This window comes from Acidithiobacillus sp. HP-2 (assembly GCF_015100155.1).
In the GTDB taxonomy this organism is placed as follows: Bacteria; Pseudomonadota; Gammaproteobacteria; order Acidithiobacillales; family Acidithiobacillaceae; genus Acidithiobacillus.
This window is the reverse complement of record NZ_JACKZA010000001.1, coordinates 1-21,668: the sequence shown is the minus strand read 5'-3', so window position 1 is coordinate 21,668 and position 21,668 is coordinate 1. Positions and strand designations below refer to the sequence as shown.

Annotated in this window: 30 protein-coding genes and 1 tRNA gene; 27 read left to right on the top strand and 4 right to left on the bottom strand. The window is 49.6% G+C overall.

From position 1 onward, the window contains the following. The first annotated feature begins 33 nt into the window (after positions 1 to 33). The 5 genes from H7F11_RS00155 to H7F11_RS00135 are packed head-to-tail and all read left to right on the top strand — an operon-like array spanning position 34 to position 3,397. The gene (locus H7F11_RS00155) at positions 34 to 609 is read left to right on the top strand and encodes an anthranilate synthase component II (RefSeq protein ID WP_193650350.1); all 576 of its coding nucleotides are present in this window, start codon (positions 34 to 36) and stop codon (positions 607 to 609) included. Then, positions 606 to 1,616 carry an anthranilate phosphoribosyltransferase gene (gene trpD / locus H7F11_RS00150; protein ID WP_193650349.1) on the top strand — a complete coding sequence of 337 codons (1,011 nt, stop codon included), beginning with the start codon at positions 606 to 608 and terminating at the stop codon, positions 1,614 to 1,616. The genes H7F11_RS00155 and trpD overlap by 4 nt, the downstream gene beginning before the upstream one ends. A gap of 9 nt (positions 1,617 to 1,625) precedes the next feature. Then, a complete protein-coding gene (gene trpC, locus H7F11_RS00145) occupies positions 1,626 to 2,438 on the top strand; it encodes an indole-3-glycerol phosphate synthase TrpC (protein WP_193650348.1) in 813 nt (270 codons plus the stop codon). A gap of 37 nt (positions 2,439 to 2,475) precedes the next feature. Continuing rightward, positions 2,476 to 2,901, top strand: a complete 426-nt coding sequence (locus H7F11_RS00140) for an OsmC family protein (RefSeq protein WP_193650347.1) — start codon at positions 2,476 to 2,478, stop codon at positions 2,899 to 2,901. Positions 2,902 to 2,911: 10 nt separating this feature from the next. Next, the gene (locus tag H7F11_RS00135) at positions 2,912 to 3,397 is read left to right on the top strand and encodes an RrF2 family transcriptional regulator (protein WP_193650346.1); all 486 of its coding nucleotides are present in this window, start codon (positions 2,912 to 2,914) and stop codon (positions 3,395 to 3,397) included. A gap of 13 nt (positions 3,398 to 3,410) precedes the next feature. Here H7F11_RS00135 and coq7 read toward each other — a convergent pair whose 3' ends face one another. Then, the gene (gene coq7, locus H7F11_RS00130; protein ID WP_193650345.1) at positions 3,411 to 4,037 is read right to left on the bottom strand and encodes a 2-polyprenyl-3-methyl-6-methoxy-1,4-benzoquinone monooxygenase; all 627 of its coding nucleotides are present in this window, start codon (positions 4,035 to 4,037) and stop codon (positions 3,411 to 3,413) included. Positions 4,038 to 4,109: 72 nt separating this feature from the next. Between coq7 and H7F11_RS00125 the strand changes: the two genes are divergently transcribed. The 12 genes from H7F11_RS00125 (at position 4,110) to H7F11_RS00070 (ending at position 11,340) form a co-directional block, all read left to right on the top strand. After that, positions 4,110 to 4,427 (top strand): (2Fe-2S) ferredoxin domain-containing protein, encoded by a 318-nt coding sequence (locus H7F11_RS00125; RefSeq protein WP_193650344.1) that lies wholly within the window; start codon positions 4,110 to 4,112, stop codon positions 4,425 to 4,427. Continuing rightward, complete coding sequence (locus H7F11_RS00120; RefSeq protein WP_193650343.1) at positions 4,427 to 5,161, top strand: alpha/beta hydrolase; 735 nt, start codon at positions 4,427 to 4,429, stop codon at positions 5,159 to 5,161. The genes H7F11_RS00125 and H7F11_RS00120 overlap by 1 nt, the downstream gene beginning before the upstream one ends. Continuing rightward, complete coding sequence (locus H7F11_RS00115) at positions 5,139 to 6,071, top strand: ATP-binding cassette domain-containing protein (protein WP_319803350.1); 933 nt, start codon at positions 5,139 to 5,141, stop codon at positions 6,069 to 6,071. The genes H7F11_RS00120 and H7F11_RS00115 overlap by 23 nt, the downstream gene beginning before the upstream one ends. Continuing rightward, a complete protein-coding gene (locus H7F11_RS00110; RefSeq protein WP_193650342.1) occupies positions 6,071 to 6,847 on the top strand; it encodes an ABC transporter permease in 777 nt (258 codons plus the stop codon). Before H7F11_RS00115 ends, H7F11_RS00110 begins: the two co-directional genes overlap by 1 nt. A 103-nt stretch (positions 6,848 to 6,950) precedes the next feature. Continuing rightward, positions 6,951 to 7,814 (top strand): MBL fold metallo-hydrolase, encoded by an 864-nt coding sequence (locus tag H7F11_RS00105; protein WP_193650341.1) that lies wholly within the window; start codon positions 6,951 to 6,953, stop codon positions 7,812 to 7,814. 75 nt (positions 7,815 to 7,889) lie between these two features. After that, a tRNA-Met gene (locus H7F11_RS00100) sits at positions 7,890 to 7,966 on the top strand. Positions 7,967 to 8,090: 124 nt separating this feature from the next. After that, positions 8,091 to 9,089, top strand: a complete 999-nt coding sequence (locus tag H7F11_RS00095; protein ID WP_193650340.1) for a site-specific integrase — start codon at positions 8,091 to 8,093, stop codon at positions 9,087 to 9,089. A gap of 221 nt (positions 9,090 to 9,310) precedes the next feature. Beyond that, the gene (locus tag H7F11_RS00090) at positions 9,311 to 9,586 is read left to right on the top strand and encodes an HU family DNA-binding protein (RefSeq protein ID WP_142087081.1); all 276 of its coding nucleotides are present in this window, start codon (positions 9,311 to 9,313) and stop codon (positions 9,584 to 9,586) included. 11 nt (positions 9,587 to 9,597) lie between these two features. After that, positions 9,598 to 9,951 carry a hypothetical protein gene (locus H7F11_RS00085; RefSeq protein ID WP_193650339.1) on the top strand — a complete coding sequence of 118 codons (354 nt, stop codon included), beginning with the start codon at positions 9,598 to 9,600 and terminating at the stop codon, positions 9,949 to 9,951. A gap of 66 nt (positions 9,952 to 10,017) precedes the next feature. Beyond that, positions 10,018 to 10,308 carry a TraR/DksA C4-type zinc finger protein gene (locus H7F11_RS00080; RefSeq protein ID WP_193650338.1) on the top strand — a complete coding sequence of 97 codons (291 nt, stop codon included), beginning with the start codon at positions 10,018 to 10,020 and terminating at the stop codon, positions 10,306 to 10,308. Continuing rightward, on the top strand, positions 10,292 to 10,645 hold the full coding sequence (locus H7F11_RS00075; protein WP_193650337.1) for a YbjQ family protein: 354 nt from the start codon (positions 10,292 to 10,294) through the stop codon (positions 10,643 to 10,645). The genes H7F11_RS00080 and H7F11_RS00075 overlap by 17 nt, the downstream gene beginning before the upstream one ends. Next, a complete protein-coding gene (locus H7F11_RS00070) occupies positions 10,642 to 11,340 on the top strand; it encodes a hypothetical protein (protein ID WP_193650336.1) in 699 nt (232 codons plus the stop codon). Before H7F11_RS00075 ends, H7F11_RS00070 begins: the two co-directional genes overlap by 4 nt. Positions 11,341 to 11,540: 200 nt before the next feature. Here the strand turns inward: H7F11_RS00070 and H7F11_RS00065 are convergent, their stop codons facing one another. Further along, complete coding sequence (locus H7F11_RS00065; protein WP_193650335.1) at positions 11,541 to 12,092, bottom strand: hypothetical protein; 552 nt, start codon at positions 12,090 to 12,092, stop codon at positions 11,541 to 11,543. A gap of 503 nt (positions 12,093 to 12,595) precedes the next feature. On the opposite strand from H7F11_RS00065, the gene H7F11_RS00060 reads away from it, so the two are divergent. The 3 genes from H7F11_RS00060 (at position 12,596) to H7F11_RS00050 (ending at position 14,837) form a co-directional block, all read left to right on the top strand. Then, positions 12,596 to 13,429, top strand: a complete 834-nt coding sequence (locus H7F11_RS00060; protein ID WP_193650334.1) for a lysozyme inhibitor LprI family protein — start codon at positions 12,596 to 12,598, stop codon at positions 13,427 to 13,429. 77 nt (positions 13,430 to 13,506) lie between these two features. Next, the gene (locus tag H7F11_RS00055) at positions 13,507 to 14,628 is read left to right on the top strand and encodes a tetratricopeptide repeat protein (RefSeq protein ID WP_193650333.1); all 1,122 of its coding nucleotides are present in this window, start codon (positions 13,507 to 13,509) and stop codon (positions 14,626 to 14,628) included. A 41-nt stretch (positions 14,629 to 14,669) separates the two neighbouring features. Then, positions 14,670 to 14,837 (top strand): hypothetical protein, encoded by a 168-nt coding sequence (locus H7F11_RS00050; protein WP_193650332.1) that lies wholly within the window; start codon positions 14,670 to 14,672, stop codon positions 14,835 to 14,837. Here H7F11_RS00050 and H7F11_RS00045 read toward each other — a convergent pair. Continuing rightward, on the bottom strand, positions 14,804 to 15,244 hold the full coding sequence (locus tag H7F11_RS00045) for a type I restriction-modification system subunit M N-terminal domain-containing protein (protein ID WP_227485137.1): 441 nt from the start codon (positions 15,242 to 15,244) through the stop codon (positions 14,804 to 14,806). The genes H7F11_RS00050 and H7F11_RS00045 overlap by 34 nt on opposite strands. Positions 15,245 to 15,384: 140 nt before the next feature. Here H7F11_RS00045 and H7F11_RS00040 point away from each other — a divergent pair, with 140 nt between their 5' ends. The 7 genes from H7F11_RS00040 to H7F11_RS00010 all read left to right on the top strand — a co-directional run bounded on the left by H7F11_RS00040 (position 15,385) and on the right by H7F11_RS00010 (position 21,431). Further along, on the top strand, positions 15,385 to 16,218 hold the full coding sequence (locus H7F11_RS00040; RefSeq protein ID WP_193650331.1) for a TIGR04255 family protein: 834 nt from the start codon (positions 15,385 to 15,387) through the stop codon (positions 16,216 to 16,218). An 11-nt stretch (positions 16,219 to 16,229) separates the two neighbouring features. Then, the gene (locus H7F11_RS00035; RefSeq protein ID WP_193650330.1) at positions 16,230 to 16,811 is read left to right on the top strand and encodes a hypothetical protein; all 582 of its coding nucleotides are present in this window, start codon (positions 16,230 to 16,232) and stop codon (positions 16,809 to 16,811) included. Positions 16,812 to 17,443: 632 nt separating this feature from the next. Then, positions 17,444 to 18,094 carry a hypothetical protein gene (locus tag H7F11_RS00030; protein WP_193650329.1) on the top strand — a complete coding sequence of 217 codons (651 nt, stop codon included), beginning with the start codon at positions 17,444 to 17,446 and terminating at the stop codon, positions 18,092 to 18,094. Further along, a complete protein-coding gene (locus tag H7F11_RS00025) occupies positions 18,091 to 18,384 on the top strand; it encodes an integration host factor subunit alpha (protein WP_193650328.1) in 294 nt (97 codons plus the stop codon). The genes H7F11_RS00030 and H7F11_RS00025 overlap by 4 nt, the downstream gene beginning before the upstream one ends. A 455-nt stretch (positions 18,385 to 18,839) precedes the next feature. Beyond that, the gene (locus H7F11_RS00020; RefSeq protein ID WP_193650327.1) at positions 18,840 to 19,382 is read left to right on the top strand and encodes a hypothetical protein; all 543 of its coding nucleotides are present in this window, start codon (positions 18,840 to 18,842) and stop codon (positions 19,380 to 19,382) included. 425 nt (positions 19,383 to 19,807) lie between these two features. After that, entirely contained in the window at positions 19,808 to 20,569 is a 762-nt protein-coding gene (locus H7F11_RS00015; RefSeq protein WP_193650326.1) for a hypothetical protein, read from the top strand. Position 20,570: 1 nt separating this feature from the next. After that, on the top strand, positions 20,571 to 21,431 hold the full coding sequence (locus tag H7F11_RS00010; RefSeq protein ID WP_193650325.1) for a DUF3854 domain-containing protein: 861 nt from the start codon (positions 20,571 to 20,573) through the stop codon (positions 21,429 to 21,431). Here the strand turns inward: H7F11_RS00010 and H7F11_RS00005 are convergent. Further along, positions 21,412 to 21,668 (bottom strand): ATP-binding protein (locus H7F11_RS00005; RefSeq protein WP_193657961.1); only part of this gene is annotated, 257 nt, incomplete at its 5' end. The genes H7F11_RS00010 and H7F11_RS00005 overlap by 20 nt on opposite strands.

Sequence of the window (21,668 nt, the reverse complement as noted above, 5' to 3'; positions counted from 1 at the left end):
AGAGTACATACAAATCAACAGGATGGAGCAATTATGCTGCTCATGATCGATAATTACGATAGCTTCACCTACAACCTGGTGCAGTATTTTGGCGAGCTTGGTGCGGAAGTACGGGTAGAACGCAATGACGCCATTGATATTGCCCGCATTGCCGAGCTGGCCCCCAGCCATATCTGCATCTCGCCCGGTCCCTGCACCCCCAATGAAGCGGGCATTTCCATTGCCACCATCCAGCACTTTGCCGGCAAAATCCCGCTGCTGGGCGTTTGTCTCGGGCATCAGGCCATCGGACAGGCCTTTGGTGGCAAGGTGATCCGCGCCGATCAGGTGATGCATGGCAAGACCTCACCCATCCATCACCATGGTCAGGGGATCTTCCACGACCTGCCCGACCCCTTTCCCGCCACCCGTTATCATTCCCTGATTGTCGAACGCGACAGCCTGCCAGAGAGTCTGGAAATCACGGCCTGGACGGAGGCGGGAGAAATCATGGGGTTACGTCACCGCGCACTGGCCGTGGAAGGGGTGCAGTTCCATCCTGAGTCCATTCTCAGCGAATGTGGCAAAACCCTCCTCCAGCACTTCTTACAGGGAGAAGCAACCCGATGATGGTCCGCGACATTCTTGAACAAATTGCCGCCGGGCAGGATTTGTCCCGAGAGCAGGCCCAGCATGTATTTGCCGGAATCATGGCCGGTGACTGGACGCCGGCGCAAATTGGCGCCCTCCTCATGGGCCTGCGCATGAAGGGACAACGGGTCGAAGAACTGGTTGGCGCCACCTTGGCGCTGCGCGCCTGCATGACCCGGGTGGAAGTTTCCACCGACCATCTGCTCGACACCTGCGGGACCGGCGGAGATGCCCTGAGCACCTTCAATATTTCCACGGTATCTGCCGTCGTCGCAGCAGCGGGGGGCGCCCGGGTAGCCAAACACGGCAACCGTTCCATGGTCAGTCGCAGTGGCAGTGCAGATGTTCTGGAAGCTGCGGGCCTGCCCATGGATATGAGCCCCGAAGCGGTGGCGCAAAGCATCGAAAAAATCGGCATCGGCTTCCTGTTCGCTCCGGCGCATCACGGTGCCATGCGCCATGCCGTCGGCCCGCGCAAAGAACTGGCGATTCGCTCATTGTTCAATCTGATGGGTCCCCTGAGTAACCCGGCGGGGGCCCCGCATCAGGTGCTCGGCGTGTACGCCGAACGCTGGCTGATCCCACTGGCCGAAGCGGCCCGGGAACTGGGCTCCCGTCACGTACTGGTGGTTCATGGTCATGACGGTCTGGATGAAATCAGTCTTTCTGCCCCCACGGACATGGCCGAACTGAAGGATGGGGTGATTTCGCGCAGTCGGATTCAGCCGGAGGACTTCGGTATTGCGCGCGCGCCGCTGGCCAGCCTGCAAATCAGCAGCGTAGCAGAAGCACTGTCGGCTGCCGAAGAAGTCCTGCAAAACCGGGCGGGACCGCGCCTGGATGTGGTTTTACTGAACGCCGGGGCCGCGCTTTATGCTGCAGATGTGGTACCCGATATGGCGGTTGGTGTGGTGTTGGCAAGAGACATTTTGAAGTCAGGCGCTGCCTGGAGTAAATGGCAGGAATTACTGGGCAAAAACCAATAAAGGATCCGTATGACGGACATACTCCAGGAAATCATTACCCGCAAACACGCTGAAGTCATTGAACGCAAGGCCCGTCTTGGTTTGGCTGAATTGCAGGAATCTGTAGCCCTGAGCGGGCCAGCCCGTGATTTCATCGGCTCTATCCGCAGTAAAATCAGTGCCGGGCAAGCCGCAGTCATCGCCGAAATCAAAAAGGCCTCCCCTTCCGCAGGCATTATTCGGGAAGATTTCAATCCTGTCAGCATAGCCCAGGATTACGCAGCCCACGACGCGGCCTGCCTGTCGGTGCTGACGGATGAGCATTATTTTCAGGGCGCCGACATTTACCTGACGGCTGCCCGGGAAGCCTGCTCCATTCCGGTGCTGAGAAAGGATTTCTGCATTGATCCCTATCAGGTCTGGGAAGCACGCGCCATTGGCGCCGATGCCATCCTCCTCATTGTCGCGGCATTGTCGGATGAACAACTGCAAACCCTGGAAGAATCTGCCCACTGCCTGGGTATGGCCGTACTGGTCGAAGTACACAACAGTGCAGAACTCCAGCGTGCCCTAAAATTGCGTACTCCATTGATTGGCATCAACAACCGCGATCTGCATCGCTTCGTGACCGATATTGAAACCACCCTGCAGTTACTTCCGCAGGTACCCGAAGACCGCATTGTGGTCACCGAAAGCGGTATTCGCAGCCCTGAGGAAGTCCAGAAACTGCGTGCGGCAGACGTCAACGCTTTCCTCGTCGGCGAGGCCTTCATGCGCGAAGCGCAACCCGGTGCGGCTTTGAGTAAGCTGTTTGGTTTACATGGCCCGCATATTGTCATCTAATGATAGGTTGTTGTTCAAAAGCAAAAGGGGGCGACGCATGCAGACACGCGTACAATGGATGGGCCCGGGTCAAATGAGTTTTGTGGCCAATGCTGACAGTGGTCATGCTTTGGTCATGGATGGCTCCGCAGAAATTGGTGGACAGAATCTTGGCGCACGGCCCATGGAAATGTTGCTCATGGGCCTTGGTGGTTGTGCGAGCATTGATGTGGTCATGATCCTGCAAAAATCCCGGCAGGCCATCCAGCAATGTGTGGTTGACATCCAGGCCGAACGGGCTGACACCGACCCCAAGGTATTCACAAAAATACACCTGCATTTTATGGTATCCGGCAAAGCACTGGATCCCAAGCGAGTAGCACACGCCATCAGCCTGTCGGCGGAAAAATACTGTTCAGCCAGCGTCATGCTGGGGAAAACAGCGGAAATCACCCACGACTTTACAGTCGTCGACGAATCCTGAGGATGTTTTCATGCTACTGAGTAAAACCAGCGAATATGCTTTACAAGCATTGATTTATCTTGCCGCCCAACCGGAGGGCGAACCGGTGCTGAGCCGGGATATTTCCGATTATCTGCGGGTCCCGGCCCAATATCTGGCAAAAATCCTTCAGGATCTGGCCAAACGCGGGGTACTGGATTCTTTCAAGGGCCGTGGTGGTGGCTTTGTGCTGAGGCCGGGAGCAGACCAGATGAACATTCTGGATATTGTCGAAGTAGTGGAAGGTCAACCCTTCGGCCAGGGTTGCGTGCTGGGACTCAAGGCCTGTGCCGACGAAACCGCCTGCCCGGTCCACTATCAGTGGAAGCCCCTGAAGGCCGAAGTCATGGGTCTGCTCGGCAGGCAAACCATTGGCAGCATGGCTGAAGCCGTGCGTGCCGGTCGTTATCGCATCCATTTACCGGGGGGTTCAGAACTCCATATCCGGCCAATGGCCACCAAACACCCGGTATCCTGAGCACACGGGGCGCTTAAATCCAGAGTGCCCCCTGTGTCAGCATCCTGGAAAACACCCCCATGGCCATCCGCACCGGCATGGGCAGTTTTCCGGCACCCAGAGATTCTGCCGTCTCGGCATGTCCCACTTCATCATCCCGCATCTGCGCCACCACGGCCCGGCTGCGATCATCATCGGCCGGCAAGGCATCCAGGTGCCCGTTCAGATGCTCTTCCACCTGATTTTCCACAGCCACCACCAGACCAAGATTGGCTGCCCGACCCTGACGGGCGGCCAGAAAGCCCATGCTCCAGCCTGCTCCATACCAAAGGGGGGATAAAAGACTGGGACGACTGTTGAGTTCCTGCAGCCGGGTCTGGCACCAGCGCAGATGATCTTCTTCTTCGCTGCGGGCGCGTTCCAGTTGCGCGCGTAATTCCGGATCAGGGGTACCTGCCGCCTGTCCCATATACAGGGCCTGGGCCATCACCTCACCGGCATGATTGACCCGCATCATCCGTCCTGCCGCCTGACGTTCCCAGGGTCGCAGCAAGGTATCGGGCACTGCCCGGCCGGGATAGGGACGACGACTCCCGACATGCTGACCGGTCAGGGTCCGCAGGGCATTATCCAGATTGGCGACAAGCAAATCGCTGAGCATGATTTCTCCGTACGCTGTTTGTAAAAGCTGATTCGGGTATGATGTCCCTGAGCAGAGAAAGGGTCAACGCTTATGGAAGAAGGTTTCTATCAACGGCATATGTTTATCTGCCTGAATCATCGCGACAATGGTGAACAGTCCTGCAACAACAGCGGACTGGCCGACGAAATGTTTCATCTGGCCAAGAAACATGCCAAATCCCTGGGAATTCATGGTGATCATCAGGTCCGCGTCAATCGCTGCGGCTGCCTGGGACGCTGCCAGGAAGGTCCGGTAGCCGTCGTTTATCCGGAAGCCGTCTGGTACACCTTTGTCGATGGTGATGATGTGCGGGAAATTGTCGAATCGCATCTGCGTGACGGGGTTCCCGTAGACAGGTTACGCATCTGATGCTGCCCATAGACCGCAGTCATCTGTATGACGGGGGCGAGCTGGCGGGCCTGGAGTGCGTCGGCCAGAAAGTCCTCATCCCCGGTCCGGCAGGTGATCTGGAAGGCCTCACGGCCTGTCCTGAAAAGGAAACCCGGGGGGCAGTGGCCGTCATTCTCCACCCGCACCCGCTCTATGGCGGCACCCTGCACAACAAGGTGGTGCACTATCTCAGCAGAACCTTCAATCTGCTGGGTATCCCCTCCCTGCGCTTCAATTTTCGGGGCGTCGGAGAAAGCGCCGGCAGTTATGACGACGGCCGGGGGGAAACAGAAGACTGTCTGGCGGTTCTGGACTGGGTGCAGGAAAGACGTCCGGGTTTTGATATCTGGCTGTCCGGCTTTTCTTTTGGCGCTTACGTGGCCTATCGGGCCGTACATCACCATCCCCATATCACGCGCCTGCTGACGGTGGCCCCGCCCGTCAATCTGTTCGACTTCCAGCATCTGTCGCCACCCCGCTGTCCCTGGACCCTGATTCAGGGTGAGCAGGACGAGTTGGTACCGGCAGCCAACGTCAAACAGTGGCTGGCAGGCTTACCCGTCAACCCCACAACCCTGCTGCTGCCAGCGGATCATTTTTTTCATGGTCAACTCAACACCCTGCAGACAGCGCTGCTGCAATCCCTTGCAGACGACGTAGCCAAAATGCGCTATACGGGAACAAGCCCCTGTGCTGAAACCCGCTTTTCTTGAACTGAAACATCTGCACAAGCAGTACGCCAAGCGCGAAGTTTTGCAGGGGGTAGAGTTTTCCATTCCTGCGGGCAGTTGTTATGCCCTGGTAGGGCCTAATGGCGCGGGCAAAAGCACCACCATACGGGCTATCCAGGGCCTGACTCCCCTGGACGGTGGAGAAATCCGTATGGATGGACAGGCGCTTTCCACATTGGGAGCAGCGGGTCGCGCCAGAATCGGCGTAGTCCCGCAAATGGACAACCTCGACCCGGATTTTACTGTAGAAGAGAACCTCTGGACCTACGGACGCTATTTTCGTCTTCCCAAGACCAGAATCCGTCAACGCAGTGCGGAATTGCTGGATTTCATGGCCCTGAGCAGCTACGCCCGGCAACCTATTTCCGCCCTGTCCGGCGGCATGCAACGCCGCCTCACCATTGCCCGCGCGCTCATCAACGCCCCGCAGCTCCTGCTGCTGGATGAACCCACCACCGGGCTCGACCCGCAGGCACGGCACCTGATCTGGCAACGCCTGCGCGACTTACGCCGTCAGGGAACCACCCTGTTGCTCACCACCCATTATATGGACGAGGCGGAGCGACTGGCTGATCAGGTCGGCATTATTGATCAGGGTCGCATTCTGGCGCAGGACACCCCCAGAGGTCTGATTGAATCCCATATTCCCGGTGAAGTGCTGGAGTTGCGCCGCCTGGATGGCAGCATTCCGGATCCCGAAAACTGGCATCAACAGCAGGTAGCGCTCAGTGAAAGAGTCGGTGACACTCTTATTTGTTATGGGCAGAACCTGCAGCAGGTGATGGCGCATTTTATCCATAACCCGGATTACCGATGGTTGCAGCGTCCCGCCAGCCTCGAAGATGTATTTTTAAGACTCACAGGCCGCAATTTGCGAGAGGACGGGCACTGATGTCCTGGCAAGATGCCATTCCCAATCCCGGAGCCCTGGCTGTGGTGCAGCGCAATTTCGGGGTATGGCGGAAACTCCTGCTCCCCAGCATGTTTGGCAATTTCGGTGATCCATTACTGTATTTGCTGGCTTTGGGTTACGGGCTCGGGCATTTTGTCGGACATATGGACGGCATGCCCTATATCACCTTCATTGCCTCGGGCATTGTCGCCAGCAGCGTCATGAATACGGCGAGTTTTGAGGGATTGTATTCGGCTTTTACCCGGATGAGCGCCCAACACACCTATGCCGCCATGCTGGCCACCCCCTTACGGGTCAGTGACATTCTTGCCGGCGAGGTGCTCTGGGCCGCCATCAAAGGCCTGATCAGCGCTGTGGCCATTATCATTGTGGCCAGCTTTTTCGGAGCCATTCAGGGGCCCTGGGTATGGCTGAGCATTCCGGTCATTCTGCTGTCGGGATTAAGCTTCGGCAGCCTCGCCCTGGTCATCACCGCCATGGCCCGCAGTTATGACTTTTTCATGTACTACTTCACCCTGGCTGTCACCCCCATGTTTTTATTTTGCGGGGTATTTTATCCTTTGCACTCACTCCCCGCCTTTGCCCGGGATATTGCCCAGGTATTGCCGCTGACCCATGCAGTAGCCTTGTTGCGCCCACTGTTGACCGGACAACTCCCCCGGCACGTGCCTTACCATCTCGGCGTTCTGCTGCTGTATACCGTAATTCCCTACCTGATCGCCTGGCGTTTACTGGTCCGACGCCTGTTGCGCTGAACAGTTAACTTGCTCATTGGCAACAGCTTGTGGACTCGCTACCATATTGACTATAGAATTAGAATAATTAAATATACGAATGCTATCTAAATAAGGAGAGCGTATGAAACCCATAGTCGAATGCTTTTTTGATGAAGCCACTTTCACTGCCAGCTATCTGGTCAAAGAGCCCGAAGGTCGCTCTTGCGCCATTATTGATCCGGTCCTGGATTTTGATTATGCCAGCGGGCGCACTTCGCACAGCTCGGCTGACAAACTCCTGGCGCGCGTTCGCGAGGAAAATCTGCAGGTTGAGTGGATACTCGATACCCATGCCCACGCCGACCACCTCAGTGCGGCGGACTTTCTCCGCAAGAAACTCGGCTGCAAAATAGGCATTGGAGCGCACATCACCCAGGTGCAAAAAACTTTCGCCCAGCTCTATGACGAGTCCGATCAGGTTCCTCAGGATGGCAGACAGTTTGACTCTCTATTTGCCGATGGCGAGACTTTCAGCATCGGCAAACTGTCCGTGCAGGTCATGCATACGCCCGGCCACACCCCTGCTTGCCTGACTTACGTCATCGGCGACGCCGCCTTTGTCGGCGACACCCTGTTCATGCCGGATTACGGCTCTGCCCGCTGTGATTTTCCGGGTGGCAGTGCCGAAACGCTTTACCATTCAGTCCAGCGTATTTTCGCGCTACCTGAAGAAACGCGCCTGTTTGTCGGCCACGATTACAAGGCCCCGGGACGTGACGAATACCGCTGGGAGAGCACGGTCGCCGAGGAAAAAGCCCACAACATTCATCTGGGCAATCATCGGCGTCTGGCCGATTTTGTCGCACTCCGCCAAAAAAGGGATGCAACCCTGGCCATGCCCAAACTGATTTTGCCGGCACTTCAGATCAACATCCGCGCCGGCGAACTCCCCCCGAAGGCGGATAATGGCGTAGCCTACCTCCGCATTCCTCTCAATGCGGTTTAATCCCCCAGCCAAATGCAGCTTAAACCCGCTATGGCTTGACATCAGCGACTGTAAACGCTTTAATTTGCCGCTCTTGGCGCTTTAGCTCAGTCGGTTAGAGCAGCGGAATCATAATCCGCGTGTCCGGGGTTCGAATCCCTGAAGCGCCACCAATAAAATCAAGATGTTAGACTTACGTCTAGCATCTTTTTCTTTGCCTGCTTGAATTTGCACCGTATTTGCACCGCAGTCCGGTCTGGTTTACTCTCTCGTTAGGCATTCATTGTGGGGGGCTTTATGGCATCCATCACACCGAGTTATAACCGGGAAGGCGAACATATCGGCTGGCAGGTTGCCATTCGCAAAAAGGGGTTCCCTGCACAGTACAAGACCTTTCGGACAAGGAAGGAAGCAGACGCCTGGGCGACGGTGGCGGAAAGTGAGATGCTGCGGGGCGTCTGGCGCGACCGCTCGGAAAGCGAAAGCACGACCCTAATGGAAGCCCTTGACCGTTATGCGGAAGAAATAGTCCCATCCAAGAAAGCCCCTCGACAAGAACTGGTCCGACTACGCCAATGGCAGGCCAAACCTATTGCTAAGATGTTTCTGGCGTCTATCCGAGGTAAGGATGTTGCTGCGGTCATAAGGGATATGGAAGCCGAAGGAAAAGCCCCAAACACCATCCGACTGAATCTGGCCTTGTTATCCCATCTGTTCACCATCGCCCGCAAGGAATGGGGCATGGAAGCCCTCAGCAATCCGGTGGAATTGGTTCGCAAGCCTAGATTGCCCCAAGGACGTGATCGGCGGCTTGTGGGCGATGAAGAAACCCGATTGCTGGACACTTGCCAAGCCATGAACCCCGAATTGGCATCCATTGTGGGTATCGCCATAGAAACCGCCATGCGCCAAGGGGAAATTATGGGCATGACTTGGGACAAGGTGGACCTGAAGCGCCAGACTGTTACCTTGGAAGATACCAAGAACGGCGAAAAGCGCGTTGTACCGCTGACCACCAAAGCCACTCAGATATTACGTGATTTGCCACGCAACTTGGATGGCAAGGTATGGACCTACACACAGGAAGGCTTACGCGCCAGCTACATCAAAGCCGTCAAAAAGGCTGGCATCGAGGGCCTGACCTTTCATGACCTACGCCATGAAGGTACAAGCCGCCTTTTTGAGAAAGGACTTGGCCTCATGCAGGTTTCGGCCATCACCGGCCACAAGGACATGCAAATGCTGAAAAGGTACACTCACCTGAAACCGGAAGATTTGGTTAAGCTGTTGGGGTGACGGATAAGCCATCATGACTATGAAGGCGATTACGGGGCATAAATCCACCCAGATGATGAAGCGGTACACGCATATTTCGGGCAAAGTATTAGTCGATGCCGTGCGGGGCTAGTGGTTTATCCTCTTAAAAAAGTCTTGGGCCTGTGTAAAAACCACGAATTGAAGACTAGGCTTTTATCGTCTAAGTTGTTTCTACTGATTACATCCAAAGGATGGTATCCATGAACAAATCCGAATTTATATCCGCCCTGTCACGTCACGGCGAAATGTCCAAAACAGATGCCGAGAAGTTTTTTCAGGCTTTTCGGCATACGCTGGAAGCGGAATTGCCGTCAGCCGGAAAGATTGTCTTTCCGGGTTTCTGTACTTTTGAGGTCGTGGAAAAACCCGCTCGTAAAGGCCGCAATCCGGCGACTGGACAGGAAATCGATATTCCCGCTAAAAAGAGTGTAAAGTTTAAGGCAGGTAAAGAATTTGCAGACAAAGTGAACATTTAGAGGAATAGGCCATGACAGAAGTGAAAAAACGTATTCGTCGTACCGCAGAGCAAAGGCTGGCGGATTTGGAAAAGAAACAGGCGGAAATTCTTGAACGGCAGCGGGCCGCGCTCGCCAAGATCGAGGCCGCCAAGAAAAAGATCATGCAAACCCCTACCGCGCAGAAAAGAAACCTTGAGCTTGAAAAACGCTTTGGACGGGCTGCGAAGGTCATCGCCCCTGAATGGGACCATCGGCATTACATAGCGGCCATTGAGAAGGTGCTGGCAGATTCCGCTGATGCAGCCGACCTTTCAGTGCGTGGTGAAGCCTTACTGGAAGAGCACGGAAAAGCCAGACGGGGACGACGACCCAAAGTTGGGTAAACACGATTTTCAGTAAAACCGCCCATTCTCATTCGATAAAGGTCGACCATGATTCAGGGGGAACGTTTGGCCGATGAGGCAGATGTAGGCGCAAAGAATACGGAAGAACACCTGATGGACGCCTTGACGAGACAGCGTGACGCCTTGGTGCCCCACGAAGAACCTGACGAAGACGCTCAGGGGAATCGCTACTGTCTGGATTGTGCCGATATCATTCCCTCGGAACGGATACAGGCAGTACAGGCTGTTCGCTGCGTAAGATGTGCGGCCAAAAGGGAACGCTTTAACAAATTGACGCAAGGTCGGGGTGGCGCTGGCCGTGTGATGAACGATGAAGGAAATGATGGTGGAAAATAATGTCCTCATCCTAACCATCAACGACTGCCCCGGTATGCGCGTGGTTCGGGTCATCGGGCCGGTCTACGGTACGGGTGTCCGGTCCCGCAATATCGTCGGCAATCTTCTGGGCGGTATCCGTGCCGTCTTCGGCGGTAAACAGTCTGGCTACTTAAAAATGATTGCCCAAACCCGTGATGATGCTCTGGAACAACTGGCGGAACATGCCCGTTCCCTTGGGGCCAATGCTGTATTGGGGATGCGTTTTGATTCCGGTGAGTTTGACGCCGGACAGGGACAGGCCATGAATGAGGTTACGGCCTATGGAACGGCGGTGGTAGTCGTGGAAGCGCTGTGAGCAACCATACAAATTTGTTGCAGACGTGGTTATTACCGGGGGTGACGGTATTGCTGGCAATTTTCACAGGCGTGTTAGCTTACTTCACCTATAGGATGGCAAAATCTACCGAGAATGCACTCAAACAAAACGCGCAACTCGTGGCGGAAACACATGAACTGGTTGACATCAATAAAATTCTTGTCGAAAGCGAAGAGCGGCATCATCAAGAAGAAATGTCACCATTTGTTGCTCTTCAATTTTACCCTGAATGGAATCATATAAACATTGACGATCTCATAGATTTATCGCGCATTGAAGAGCATATAATCTATCTTAAAGGATCGATCTTTAATCAAGGGCGAGGTTTAAGTAATAATGGATCTTTGTACTTGTTGTGTTGGGAAGACGTTGGGATTGGCCCCTGCATCAAAATAGACCTTCCTATTTTGGCACCAAGAGAAGCTTGGAATAACAAAAAAATTGGTGATATTGAGTGTATTGAAATGCATTTTATTGAGGCTGTGTTCAAACAAGAAATAATTAATTCTGTTGGAAAGAAAGAGTGGGTGGTTTTATTAGTGGTTGAAGATATTTTTAAGAATAAACATTTGACAAAAATAGAGCCTAATCAAAAGAGTAATTGCGTTTACACGAGTTTTGATAAAATCACAGATGAGTTTTACAGAAAATTAAGCAACAGGTTACGGCGCTAAAATTTAAGAAATAGAGATGTGACGCACTGTAACAGTCATATTATTGTTGATATGGTTTGCGTTTGATTCAAGTCTTGCTATTGATAAACCTGCATGTTAAAACGCATCTTATGGAATAAATAGAATTCCTCTTTATCAGCGTGTAATAGTTTAACAAGGAACGAAAAATTATTCCAAGCAGTTGAATAGATTAGTCTGAGCTATTGATTTTTAAAATGAATTTTAAAGTTTTTGCTATCTTTTCTGGTCATTGCAATATCTCGATCTTCTACCGACATACGCTTAATCACAGCTTCTTCGAGTTCGGCACGTGTGTTATAATCATTTCTGTGAGGGTATTCATAGGCAATAGCTTTTACGACGAATTGCGTATAACTGCGTCTGGTAGGGTGAAAATGCTCGTTATCTTTTTTTTGATAAAATGATTCTTTCCGTATGTAGTGCTGAAGCAATGCCGTATGAGTGGCGGTGCCCTGAATACCGGGATGAGTATGTAACCAATATATTTCCTGCTGCTTAGCTTCCATATAAGTAGTAATGGCTGTACGTAGGTTCGCTATTTTTGCTTCACGCATGATTATCTGTTTAGAGTGGAAAGTGTCTTCAATCCAGTTGGCTTCTTTAGCAGGATACTGCTTTATATCGTGAAGCATATATGTCCCAAATCTGTAAATTGGCGCATTAGCCCATGATGCAAACGCCACAGACGGCATGAGAGCCAGCAGAACAGTGAGGATAGTAAATTTTTTCATTTTCACAAGACCTGTGATCACAGAAATGCCTTCGATGGAAGGGTACACCTGGGCTTTTAATATGTCAACATGAATTAGAGACATACTAAATTTGATAATAGAAAAAACAGTTCAACTTATACAGAACAATTTTGGATGTCTGATACTAAAGTTTTTTTACCAACCGGTAGATGTGTTCAATAGGATTATTAATACGGGTAACCTTTACCTTGCGCAGGCCGGTCTTCATGACTGTGCAGGCGATAACCGGACACAAATCCACCACTGCCCAGACGATGAAACAGTACAAGCATATTTCGATCATAGCGCTGGTGTCTGCCGTGAGAGGTTAAACTCTAAAAATCCGGTCTGAAAGATTTTCCTGTTACCCGCAACGTGATAGATTACAATGATCAACATCTACTCAGCCCAGTCCTGAGCCGTAAAGAAGCAGACGCCGTTTAAGTTTATCCTCTGAAGAGGATGCAAGGATCGTAGAAAAGGGTATAAGGAAAGCATACGTTATGCGCAATATAACAGCCGCTTTGTTGCTACTAGGTTTTGTGTCTGAGCCATGCCTTGCCATGGGTAAAACATCAAATCAAAACGCATCTTTTGAAACCAAGCAGAATTCCTCTTTATCAGAGGAAAAAGTTTTAACAAGGAACGAGAATCATATAAACAGCAAAATACAATTCTACCAAGATAAATATTGCGGTCCGATCCATCCTATAGCAAGCGGTTCTGTCTTCTCATATAATCCTTATGTTGTTAAAGGCCAATGTTTTCTTATGCGTAATCTTGTGGTTTATCAGATAATTGATCAGCATAAAGTTCTTGTGCGGCCAAGATATGGAAATGGCGAACTCAATAGGACTGCAATTATTTATTTCAAAAACAATCCGCCAGAACTTGGGGCCATCTTATCTGGGCCTATGGTTGACATGGGAACTTTGAGATACACATCCGTCTTAGGTGAAATGGTCGTTGCCCCATTATTGAGATGGACTCATTACGTTTCTTTTAGAAATTTAATCAGACTTCAAAATAACGATAACTTTATAAAGTCTGAACATCCTTATCAGGTTAAGCAAAATTATAATAGAAATCGGAATAGAAACAAGACACTCGCTGACGAGTATAAAAATACCACTGCCATACTGACGAAAATCTACGAAAGAAAAATCGCACATTCAACCCCTTTGGCTGCGAGCGAGCTTAAAAGGAATGAAATAGACTGGATAATTAAAAAACGAGCATCTTGTGGAACCGTCGCAAATGCATTCATGTCAGGGCATGAATCAGACCTAGGATGCCTTATTAAAATAACTAAAATTAGAATCAAAGAATTGGAATAAATAAATGAGATTAGATTATAAATTTTATTTTACATATTCTCAATAAATATGCCCTTTCTTTAATAGAGGAAATGATCATGAATAAATTGATGCACAATACACAAACTAAAGTCATCATCCGCGTTTCTTTCTTTATATCATTATTTATTGTTTTGTCTGCTTGTTCTACGACTGAACATGAAAGGCTTATGAACAGGAAAGAGGCTCAACACTTAAAAAAAGAGGCATATAACGGAAATCTACACGCCTTGGATCGTTTGAAAAGACAGGCAGATGCAGGAAATATATACGGTGAACTTGAATTGAGTGAGTATTACTGGCATAATACGTTCGATGATAACTATAACGCCATACATAAGTATTTATCCGACTTTAGATTTTGGAACAAAAAATTAATAAACAATGCGATAGAGCATAGCAATGCAAAAATGGAAAATATGATTGCCGATTCTTACTATACTGGTATAGATGAGAATCAAAATCCAATAATGGCTCTGAAATTGTGGAATAAATCCGCCGATCTTGGCTACGGTAAAGCCCAAAATAACCTTGGTAAAGCCTATTGGTATGGTACCTTAGGCATTAAACAAAATTATTCTAAAGCTAACTATTGGTATAGAATGGTTGCGGCGCATGGTAATCCAGACGCAGAGACTATGTTGTCACTTGAATATTGGCACGGTTACAGTGTGAAGAAAAGCTGGAAAAAAACAATCTATTGGTTAAATAAAGCACTAAAAAATAATTATAGCAGAGCTCAATATTATATGGGGGATGCTTACTATTTAGGCGGTTGTATGCCGAAAAACAAAGAAAAAGCAGTGGGTTATTGGAAAATGGCCACAAAAAGACTTGGCATGCATCGTTATACCGCAGAAGAAAAAATAAAGGCAATTCAAGAGCAGGGTGTCGCTAAAGCACAAGCAGAAACTAATGTTGGCCTTTCCTGTTATTATTCTTCAAAAGTGTTTTCTAAAGCTTTAATGTGGCAAAACAGGAATAAAGAATCGGTATACTGGTTTAGAAAAGCTGCAAAAATGGGGGATTCAAAGGCTGAATTCTACTTGGGTAATGCCTACTATAAAGGCAAAGGGGTTCCGCAAAATTACGAAAAAGCGGCTTTTTGGTGGCGTTTGGCTGCTGAACAAGGGGGAAATTATGGGGCTAAGGCTCAACGTATGATTAACATGCCTGACTGATTTAGAAGTTTAATTCACGGATTAATTATGGGGAATTTACTATGGACATGAAAGAAGACGCAATGATCAAAGCTCTTGATGCAATTCATGATGAAGCTTTAAGGCTTTTGTCTTTAACAAAAGCCGAGGATAAAAAGATTTCTGAAGGTCTTGAGTTGATCGTTTCTATTGCTCGTCATAGGGTTGACGTTAGACAGGAAAGTGAATAACACAAATAATTTGGCTTTGCGAAGGGTGGCAACCTGACCACGATATCCAGTATGCGGGTATCAAAGACAAAGCGACTGCACGTGACGTCATCAATACGCTTGCCGATGTCGGTCTGTTTGGCGGCGGCCTGAATCACCGGCCAGCGTGCCGAAGCCGGTACCCAGAACACGCCTTCTGCCGTGTACTCGTCGCGGTCTTCAGGATCGGCACCCGGTCCATCCCCTAAGATTTCCGAATGGCGTTGTGCAAAACGGTCTGAGATGTATTTCAGGAAGATGAGGCCCAGCACGACATGCTTGTAGTCAGCGGCATCCAGATGGCCGCGTAGCTTGTCGGCAGTGGCCCAGAGTTTGGATTCGAGGCTGCTGGTGTCTTCGGTTTTTTTCTTGGCTGGTCCGCGCGGCATGGTGTCCCCTTTGCTTTTGTGGTGTTATATCACGCTGAGATAACGGGCGTAAGGCGGTTAACAAGGCAAACTACCACTCATGGCAAAAATTGCGGTATGCTGTAGTCAGAGTTGGCTCGCCTTTACTATGGAAAAGGTCCATGTCAGAAGAAATAGTTATCACACCTGTATCCGGCAAGCATGCCATAGTGGTCATGGCGTTCGGCCTTGAATTTGACCGACAGCTTGATAGTAAACTCATTGACCAAATTTCAAAATACTATGAACAAGCTGACGATCTAAAAGCGATGCTTCCTACAATAGAGAAGCTGAATGGGGCTTCTATAACCGTTAATGGAAACTCACAATCTGTGAGTTTTGGTAATAATGGTTTGCGGTTGTTAAAAAAACACGAAAATAACAAACCTTTTTGGACGCTCGAAGTGCGTGGAAATGTACTTTCTTGTAGTTGTTTTTGTTATGAAAAATGGGTAGCAGCACGAGATTTTGCACTTGAGTCTATTCTGCCTGTCTGCAAAAGTATTATGGCTGAGGGGATTTCCATTCAAGCGATAGGACTTCAATATCAAGATGAATTCCGTGTGAATACTATTGATTTGGTGCGCGGAACTAACGAATTGTTTAGGAAGCATGATAACAATATCTGGCTAAATGAGCGCGTATTGTCTGAGTGCCATCCTTGGCACATTCATCAAGGCTGGTTTGCAGATGGCTTGGGAAATAGGCGGACACATAATTTACTCAATATTGATGCTATTGTAGAATATAGTAGTGATAGATGCCTCTTTCGGATAACCGGTCAACACAGATTACTAAACAAGAATATGATAGGCTCAGAAGAAATTACTCTAAGCGCAGAGAATATAGAACAGGCATGGGAAAACTTACATAAAACTAATAAAGATATTTTGTTGAGTCTAATTAGTGAATCCGTAAGCGAACTCATCGGGCTTTCTGATAATTCTACTAAATAAGGACTGTAATTATGAACGTAATAGACACGGTTGGATTCAGTGGCGAAAGGCATAGTCCGGATTGTATATCCACAAAAAATCTACTGCAGAACTATTCCGATATTGGCTCTATTCTTGTAAAAAACACAAGAAAAAAATTATCTGGGTTGTCTTTTTCGCTATTCATTGCGGATAGTGAAGCCTTTGTTGTGGATAATGAAAGCTCTGATATAGAGATTGATTACCTTCCAAAAAAATTATATGAGAGGGCTTACCGACAGGTTGACAATCTTCGTCAGAATCCTGCTAATTATTCTGACAATGATCCGAACGTTCCAAGCCCTGTTCAGGAAACAACTGCAAAGGCAGCGCTTTTTAAGTTAGCTGAGAGCGGGCTACCAGAACCAAAAATTATGTTGTTAGACGATGGAACATTGTCTGCGTATTGGTTTATTGATAATAAAAATTATGCCAGTATCGACTTTGATGCCAGCGAAAACCTTATTTGGGGAATTGACGAAGAAGGCTGCATCACTGTTGGTGAGTTTTCGCTAGATGACACTATCCCACATGAGATCATTTCCTTGTTGACCAAAACCAAAACGATTAAATGAATTGTAGCGAGCTAAAATGCTGTGAAGACAGTAAAGATGAATTTGCGCGATGTGTTTTCACGCATGATGTTGACGGGGGATGTCAATTTGAAAGTGTCAGTGAAAATTCACCTGGGCCAGTGGAAAATAATGAGGTTTTGCTACGGTTTGTGTTTAAGCCTCACCATTTTGACGATGATGAATTAAATGAGACATTGTTTTCTGATTGCTTTAAATGTGGCGCTTCGTGCAATAGAGGGTTATTTCTTGACGTTGATCATCTGCATAAATTAGGGTACGACTGTCAAAATGAAAAGAGGAAGTACATTGGTTTCGTAAGGTTAAATGTAGGTTTTATGCGAGACTCTTGCGACAATGGTATAAGGGTTTATGATACAGCATTACCGTATAATAAATGTCATGCTGATGTTGTGTCTTTGCCTAGCCTTCCAAAGACTCAGAGAAAAAAGGTTCGCATGACCTTGCTTAACCATGTACGAACAAACGGTGGCGTGTTCTCACCAGATTGCCCCCTCTAGCAAACATATAACGGCCACACATAGGCACCTCAGAAATGCGGTTTAATTGGATTATGGTACATGATTTTGATCATCAGAATTTTCTGGGAAGCTGCATCGTGTTAAATTCTACCGATGACAAACGTTCACCCATTCCCCGCAGGCGGTAAATCCGCCAAAACCTTGCGCAAGAAAAGCCGCCGACCGAAAAACAGTAATAGCGTCTATGGTCCGGCGCTACTGCTGCAAGGCATAGATGACCAACCCATAGATGTGCTCGACGCCATTATTCAGGCGGGTAGCCTATACCTCGCACAGGCCGGTCAGGAACCTACAGCGGATGAATTAGCTTCCCTCTGTGCCCAGTTCCTGCGGACCATTCACGGCATGAATGTCCTGACAGAAGCGGCCAATGTGCTGACCTATCAAGCCCAAAGGCACCCGGAACTGACGGATCAGGAAAAGGTAAACTGGCTGGTTCAACGTGCCAAGACCACGCACAAGGTGCTTCGCAAACTGGATAGAATGCTTCCAACGGATGAATTTATTCTTTCTTCGGACAGTTTTGGACCGGTCTTCATGGCAGAATATGCCACTAATGCCGCTATGCTGATGGTCAGTTATTTTGCTGAAGACCTTCTGGTGTACTATGACGAAAATTTCATCCAGACCAAGAAGGATCGGCGCAAAGTGATGATGATCGACTTTCGGGATGCCTATCGGGAAGTGATTCAGGATTGCCAGATACACATAGGTGCCCACGGTTTTCTGATGAAAGAACTATGACCGTTACAAAAGCAGAAATGGCGCATGCACTGGTGGATGAAACGGGTTTGACCTACCTGACCAGCCTGGAATTGGTGAATAGCCTGTTTGACACGATACGGGAAACACTGGCGTCCGGTGAGGACGTGAAGTTGTCCGGCTTCGGGAATTTCACGTTACGGGAAAAGGTTGCCAGAGAGGGCCGGAACCCCAAGAACGGCGTACCCCATGTCATCACGGCCAGACGGGTGGTGACGTTTAAGCGCAGCCAGAAAATTAAGGAACGTAGTAGCGTCCCTATTGAGGGATGAACCCATTTGGTGGTTCCTGCTGTCCCTGTGGGTGATTCGCACCGATAAAAAGCTACAGCTTTTGATGCGTTACTTTATCTGGCGTTCACCTTATCCCATTAAAACAATAATCACTAAATATATAGTAACGCTAACCAACCATTTTTCATCTACCGCAACCAATTTATTTGGTTACGCCACCCTAATAAATAGTCGGCCACTACTCAATTAAAGCTATGCCTGAATAGTTGGTCTTCACTTAATAAGGCTGCGCAAGAATGGTAAACGATCACCTAATAAGGCCAACCCTGAATAGTAGGCCGCCACCTAATAAGGCCGTGCCTAAATAGTATGCCGCTACCCAATCAAGTCACCTCAAAATAGTCGGCCATCACCCAATAAAGCTATACCCCATATGGTTCGGCTATACCAATCATGACGGAATAAGCCGTAGAAGAACTATGAGGATGTGTGTCATGCAAAAATCTTTATTGGCGGGACTTGGTTTGGATAAACTTGATCTGAAACCCGTAACACGGGAATCCCCGCACAAGCCGGAACAGCCGGTATCAACCCGACCGGAACGTGGCTACCCAGCAAGCCCGCCGGAATCTGTACGTCAGTCAGAACCAGCGCGGCTATCGGAACCTGTACGGCAGCCAGAACCTGCACGCCAGCCAGAATCCACATATCCGCCTGCACCGGTTATGGAACAGCCCTCTTTGGTCCAGCCTGAAGTTGATGCGCCAGCCCCCAAACGCAAAGCGGGCCGCCCAAGGCTGCATGCGGACCATGTGCTAACGCCTACTGAAAAGGCGCGGCGGTATCGGCATAAGCGGAAAATGATGGCACAGAGTGCGTTGGATGGTTCCTTGCTGTCTGTTGATGTGGCATTGATGGGTCATAGGGATTTATGCCTTGCCGTGTCGAGGGTACTGGGTCAGCCCGACAATCTGGAACTGCGTATGAACAGCGCGCCGGTCATCAAGGAACTGAAGCGTCGCCTGAATCACTTGTGATTTGCATTGTGCAAGCTGGAATTTTAAATGTGGTTTTTAATGGAAACCTAAATATATTCACATATTGTATTTTGTGCATTATAAAGTCAAATTAAAATTGGTAAAAATATTTCGAAAAAGTGTTGATAACTTGGAACTTTCGGACTATATATATGTCCATAGGAATGGTGTACGGTTTATCCCATCATGGGCGAGTCTATACCATCCTGTGGATACAAAAATATCCACTCGGCGGTGCCTCAGATGTGTTCTCTGGCCGCCCGGCTGGTCACCGGATTCTTTGCTGCCCAAGCGATGGTTTCCCGGCCAGCACACAGGTGAGTTCCCTTATTAAAGGGGGCACATCTGAGGCACACACCGAGTAATTGACCGTTGTATGAGGAAACCAAATTGAGAGTAATTGACCATCACAGGAGGAAACCATTATGAACAGTAAAAACACGCCCAGCGCATGGGCTAAAATTTGCGCCAAAAATCTCATCCCAGCCTCTATGGCTGCTTTCGTAATGCCTTTGTTAGCCATGGCGGTAAACGGCATCCCCGGTACCGCCGGTCATTACATATCCTTTCTTGCGGATATGGTTGCCGTAGGTGGCATATTGGTTTTTATTGTCGGCATTGTGGGTGAAATGTGGGCTTTCTTTACTGGCGACAAAGCCAAGCAGGCTTCGTACGACAAGGCATGGCGCGAAACCAAGCTATCCTATGTAAAAGCTTTCCGGCGATTCCGACTCTCTGGAAAAATGAAACGCCCTGATTACCTGCGGGAAATGGGGGCCGTTGGTGCAGATTTGGTCGCCCATGCCCACAAGCAACAGGCGGCAGGTCGTCAGTCCGGTCATAGGAAATCTGGTGGACATAAAAAGCCAGCCAGCAGTAGTTCAGACGATAGTGATGGTGGTGAGCCGCCTGCGTCTCTGCCTTTACTCTGCACGGTCCATGATCTGGCTGTACTGCTACAGGTCAGCCCTAAAACTTTACAGAACAAACCCCTGTCTGCACTACCACCCGCCGTCTTCATCCCCGGTTGTCGTGGTCCCCGCTACCATCTTCGGGATGTCATCGCATGGCTGAATAGCTTCCCTGTCGGGGGCGCGAAATCCCTAAGAAAGTCCAAGGGCAGAATAGGCCGCCCAAGGCTTGCCACATCCGCCCAGATAGCCGCTGTTCGCGGTAAGGGGGTGTGACATGGCAGACGAAGTATTGCTCAGTTTTATGCACGATGATTTAGCCCATTCCGGTTTGACCGCAGAGGAATTGAAAGCAGAACCCTTGGGTATGCCTGCATTGAAGCAGCGCATAGGTCTGGAAAACGCCTTGCCTTGCCGTGGTGGCTATTCCATACCGTATTTCAACTACGATGGCAGTCCACTGATTGATTCTGGTATCCCCTACGAACGCTTCCGGTTGCTGGATATTGAACCGGGCAACGAAATCGGCAAATATCTCTCACCTGCAGGTTCCAAAGCCCATTTGTACATTCCAGAACGGTTCCACATGGCTTTGATGAATTCCCGTCTGGACACCAAAGTGGTGGTCATCACGGAAGGCGAAAAGAAAGCAGCAGCGGCCTGCAAAGCGGGTATTCCGTGCGTAGCCATCCCCGGCATTACCATGTATCGGGACTCGGAAGATCGTGACAAGCTATCCAAAGAAATCCGTAATTTTCTGGTGCCTCTGAACGATTCCATGCAGATTTTCTATGTCGTGGTCATGTTTGACTCTGACGGCTACCCTGTGAGCACCAAGCAGATGCCGTCCGACGAAGAAGAAGCCGCCAAGTATGAACCGCTGAACAAGGGCAAGAAGGTTCGTAATCGGGACGTATTCAATCAGGCTTTCCGGTTTGCCAATTTAATCAAGCAATCCATCGCGGGTCTGCGGGTAGCTTATACATGGTGTTATCCTGCCTTTTCCACGACGACCGGACCTAAATGCGCATTCCGGCGATCGTGGGCAGTGATTCCGCTGATCGTGGGCACCCCCGAAAAGCGTACATTCTGGTCACCGCCATTTTATCCCCAGGTGGTCACGATGCGTCAACTTTAGGGGTGTCGCGTCCATCACGGTGACGACGCAGGGAGTCCCCCTTCAGCTCCAGTCGGTGAGCACTCTGCAGCAGTCGGTCCAGTACCGCATCGGCCACGGTAGGCTCGCCCAGATATTCGTGCCAATGATTCACCGGGAGCTGGCTGGTAATCAGCGTGGCCCTTTGGTTTACCCGGTCATCAATGATTTCCAGCAGGTCCCGAACATCCTCGGCATTCATAGGAGCAAGCCCCCAAT

Excerpts from the sequence above, each read along its gene's own strand:
- H7F11_RS00135 (WP_193650346.1), top strand. The coding sequence starts at position 2,912 with ATGCTACTGAGTAAAACCAGCGAATATGCTTTACAAGCATTGATTTAT.
- H7F11_RS00045 (WP_227485137.1), bottom strand. The coding sequence starts at position 15,244 with ATGCCGCGCGGACCAGCCAAGAAAAAAACCGAAGACACCAGCAGCCTC.
- H7F11_RS00040 (WP_193650331.1), top strand. The coding sequence starts at position 15,385 with ATGTCAGAAGAAATAGTTATCACACCTGTATCCGGCAAGCATGCCATA.
- H7F11_RS00020 (WP_193650327.1), top strand. The coding sequence starts at position 18,840 with ATGCAAAAATCTTTATTGGCGGGACTTGGTTTGGATAAACTTGATCTG.
- H7F11_RS00030 (WP_193650329.1), top strand. The coding sequence starts at position 17,444 with ATGACAAACGTTCACCCATTCCCCGCAGGCGGTAAATCCGCCAAAACC.
- H7F11_RS00065 (WP_193650335.1), bottom strand. The coding sequence starts at position 12,092 with ATGAAAAAATTTACTATCCTCACTGTTCTGCTGGCTCTCATGCCGTCT.
- H7F11_RS00105 (WP_193650341.1), top strand. The coding sequence starts at position 6,951 with ATGAAACCCATAGTCGAATGCTTTTTTGATGAAGCCACTTTCACTGCC.
- H7F11_RS00140 (WP_193650347.1), top strand. The coding sequence starts at position 2,476 with ATGCAGACACGCGTACAATGGATGGGCCCGGGTCAAATGAGTTTTGTG.
- H7F11_RS00055 (WP_193650333.1), top strand. The coding sequence starts at position 13,507 with ATGAATAAATTGATGCACAATACACAAACTAAAGTCATCATCCGCGTT.
- H7F11_RS00075 (WP_193650337.1), top strand. The coding sequence starts at position 10,292 with ATGATGGTGGAAAATAATGTCCTCATCCTAACCATCAACGACTGCCCC.
- H7F11_RS00085 (WP_193650339.1), top strand. The coding sequence starts at position 9,598 with ATGACAGAAGTGAAAAAACGTATTCGTCGTACCGCAGAGCAAAGGCTG.
- H7F11_RS00035 (WP_193650330.1), top strand. The coding sequence starts at position 16,230 with ATGAACGTAATAGACACGGTTGGATTCAGTGGCGAAAGGCATAGTCCG.
- H7F11_RS00120 (WP_193650343.1), top strand. The coding sequence starts at position 4,427 with ATGCTGCCCATAGACCGCAGTCATCTGTATGACGGGGGCGAGCTGGCG.
- H7F11_RS00050 (WP_193650332.1), top strand. The coding sequence starts at position 14,670 with ATGGACATGAAAGAAGACGCAATGATCAAAGCTCTTGATGCAATTCAT.
- H7F11_RS00125 (WP_193650344.1), top strand. The coding sequence starts at position 4,110 with ATGGAAGAAGGTTTCTATCAACGGCATATGTTTATCTGCCTGAATCAT.
- H7F11_RS00090 (WP_142087081.1), top strand. The coding sequence starts at position 9,311 with ATGAACAAATCCGAATTTATATCCGCCCTGTCACGTCACGGCGAAATG.
- H7F11_RS00110 (WP_193650342.1), top strand. The coding sequence starts at position 6,071 with ATGTCCTGGCAAGATGCCATTCCCAATCCCGGAGCCCTGGCTGTGGTG.
- H7F11_RS00015 (WP_193650326.1), top strand. The coding sequence starts at position 19,808 with ATGAACAGTAAAAACACGCCCAGCGCATGGGCTAAAATTTGCGCCAAA.
- H7F11_RS00025 (WP_193650328.1), top strand. The coding sequence starts at position 18,091 with ATGACCGTTACAAAAGCAGAAATGGCGCATGCACTGGTGGATGAAACG.
- H7F11_RS00095 (WP_193650340.1), top strand. The coding sequence starts at position 8,091 with ATGGCATCCATCACACCGAGTTATAACCGGGAAGGCGAACATATCGGC.
- trpC (WP_193650348.1), top strand. The coding sequence starts at position 1,626 with ATGACGGACATACTCCAGGAAATCATTACCCGCAAACACGCTGAAGTC.
- H7F11_RS00010 (WP_193650325.1), top strand. The coding sequence starts at position 20,571 with ATGGCAGACGAAGTATTGCTCAGTTTTATGCACGATGATTTAGCCCAT.
- H7F11_RS00060 (WP_193650334.1), top strand. The coding sequence starts at position 12,596 with ATGCGCAATATAACAGCCGCTTTGTTGCTACTAGGTTTTGTGTCTGAG.
- coq7 (WP_193650345.1), bottom strand. The coding sequence starts at position 4,037 with ATGCTCAGCGATTTGCTTGTCGCCAATCTGGATAATGCCCTGCGGACC.
- trpD (WP_193650349.1), top strand. The coding sequence starts at position 606 with ATGATGGTCCGCGACATTCTTGAACAAATTGCCGCCGGGCAGGATTTG.
- H7F11_RS00155 (WP_193650350.1), top strand. The coding sequence starts at position 34 with ATGCTGCTCATGATCGATAATTACGATAGCTTCACCTACAACCTGGTG.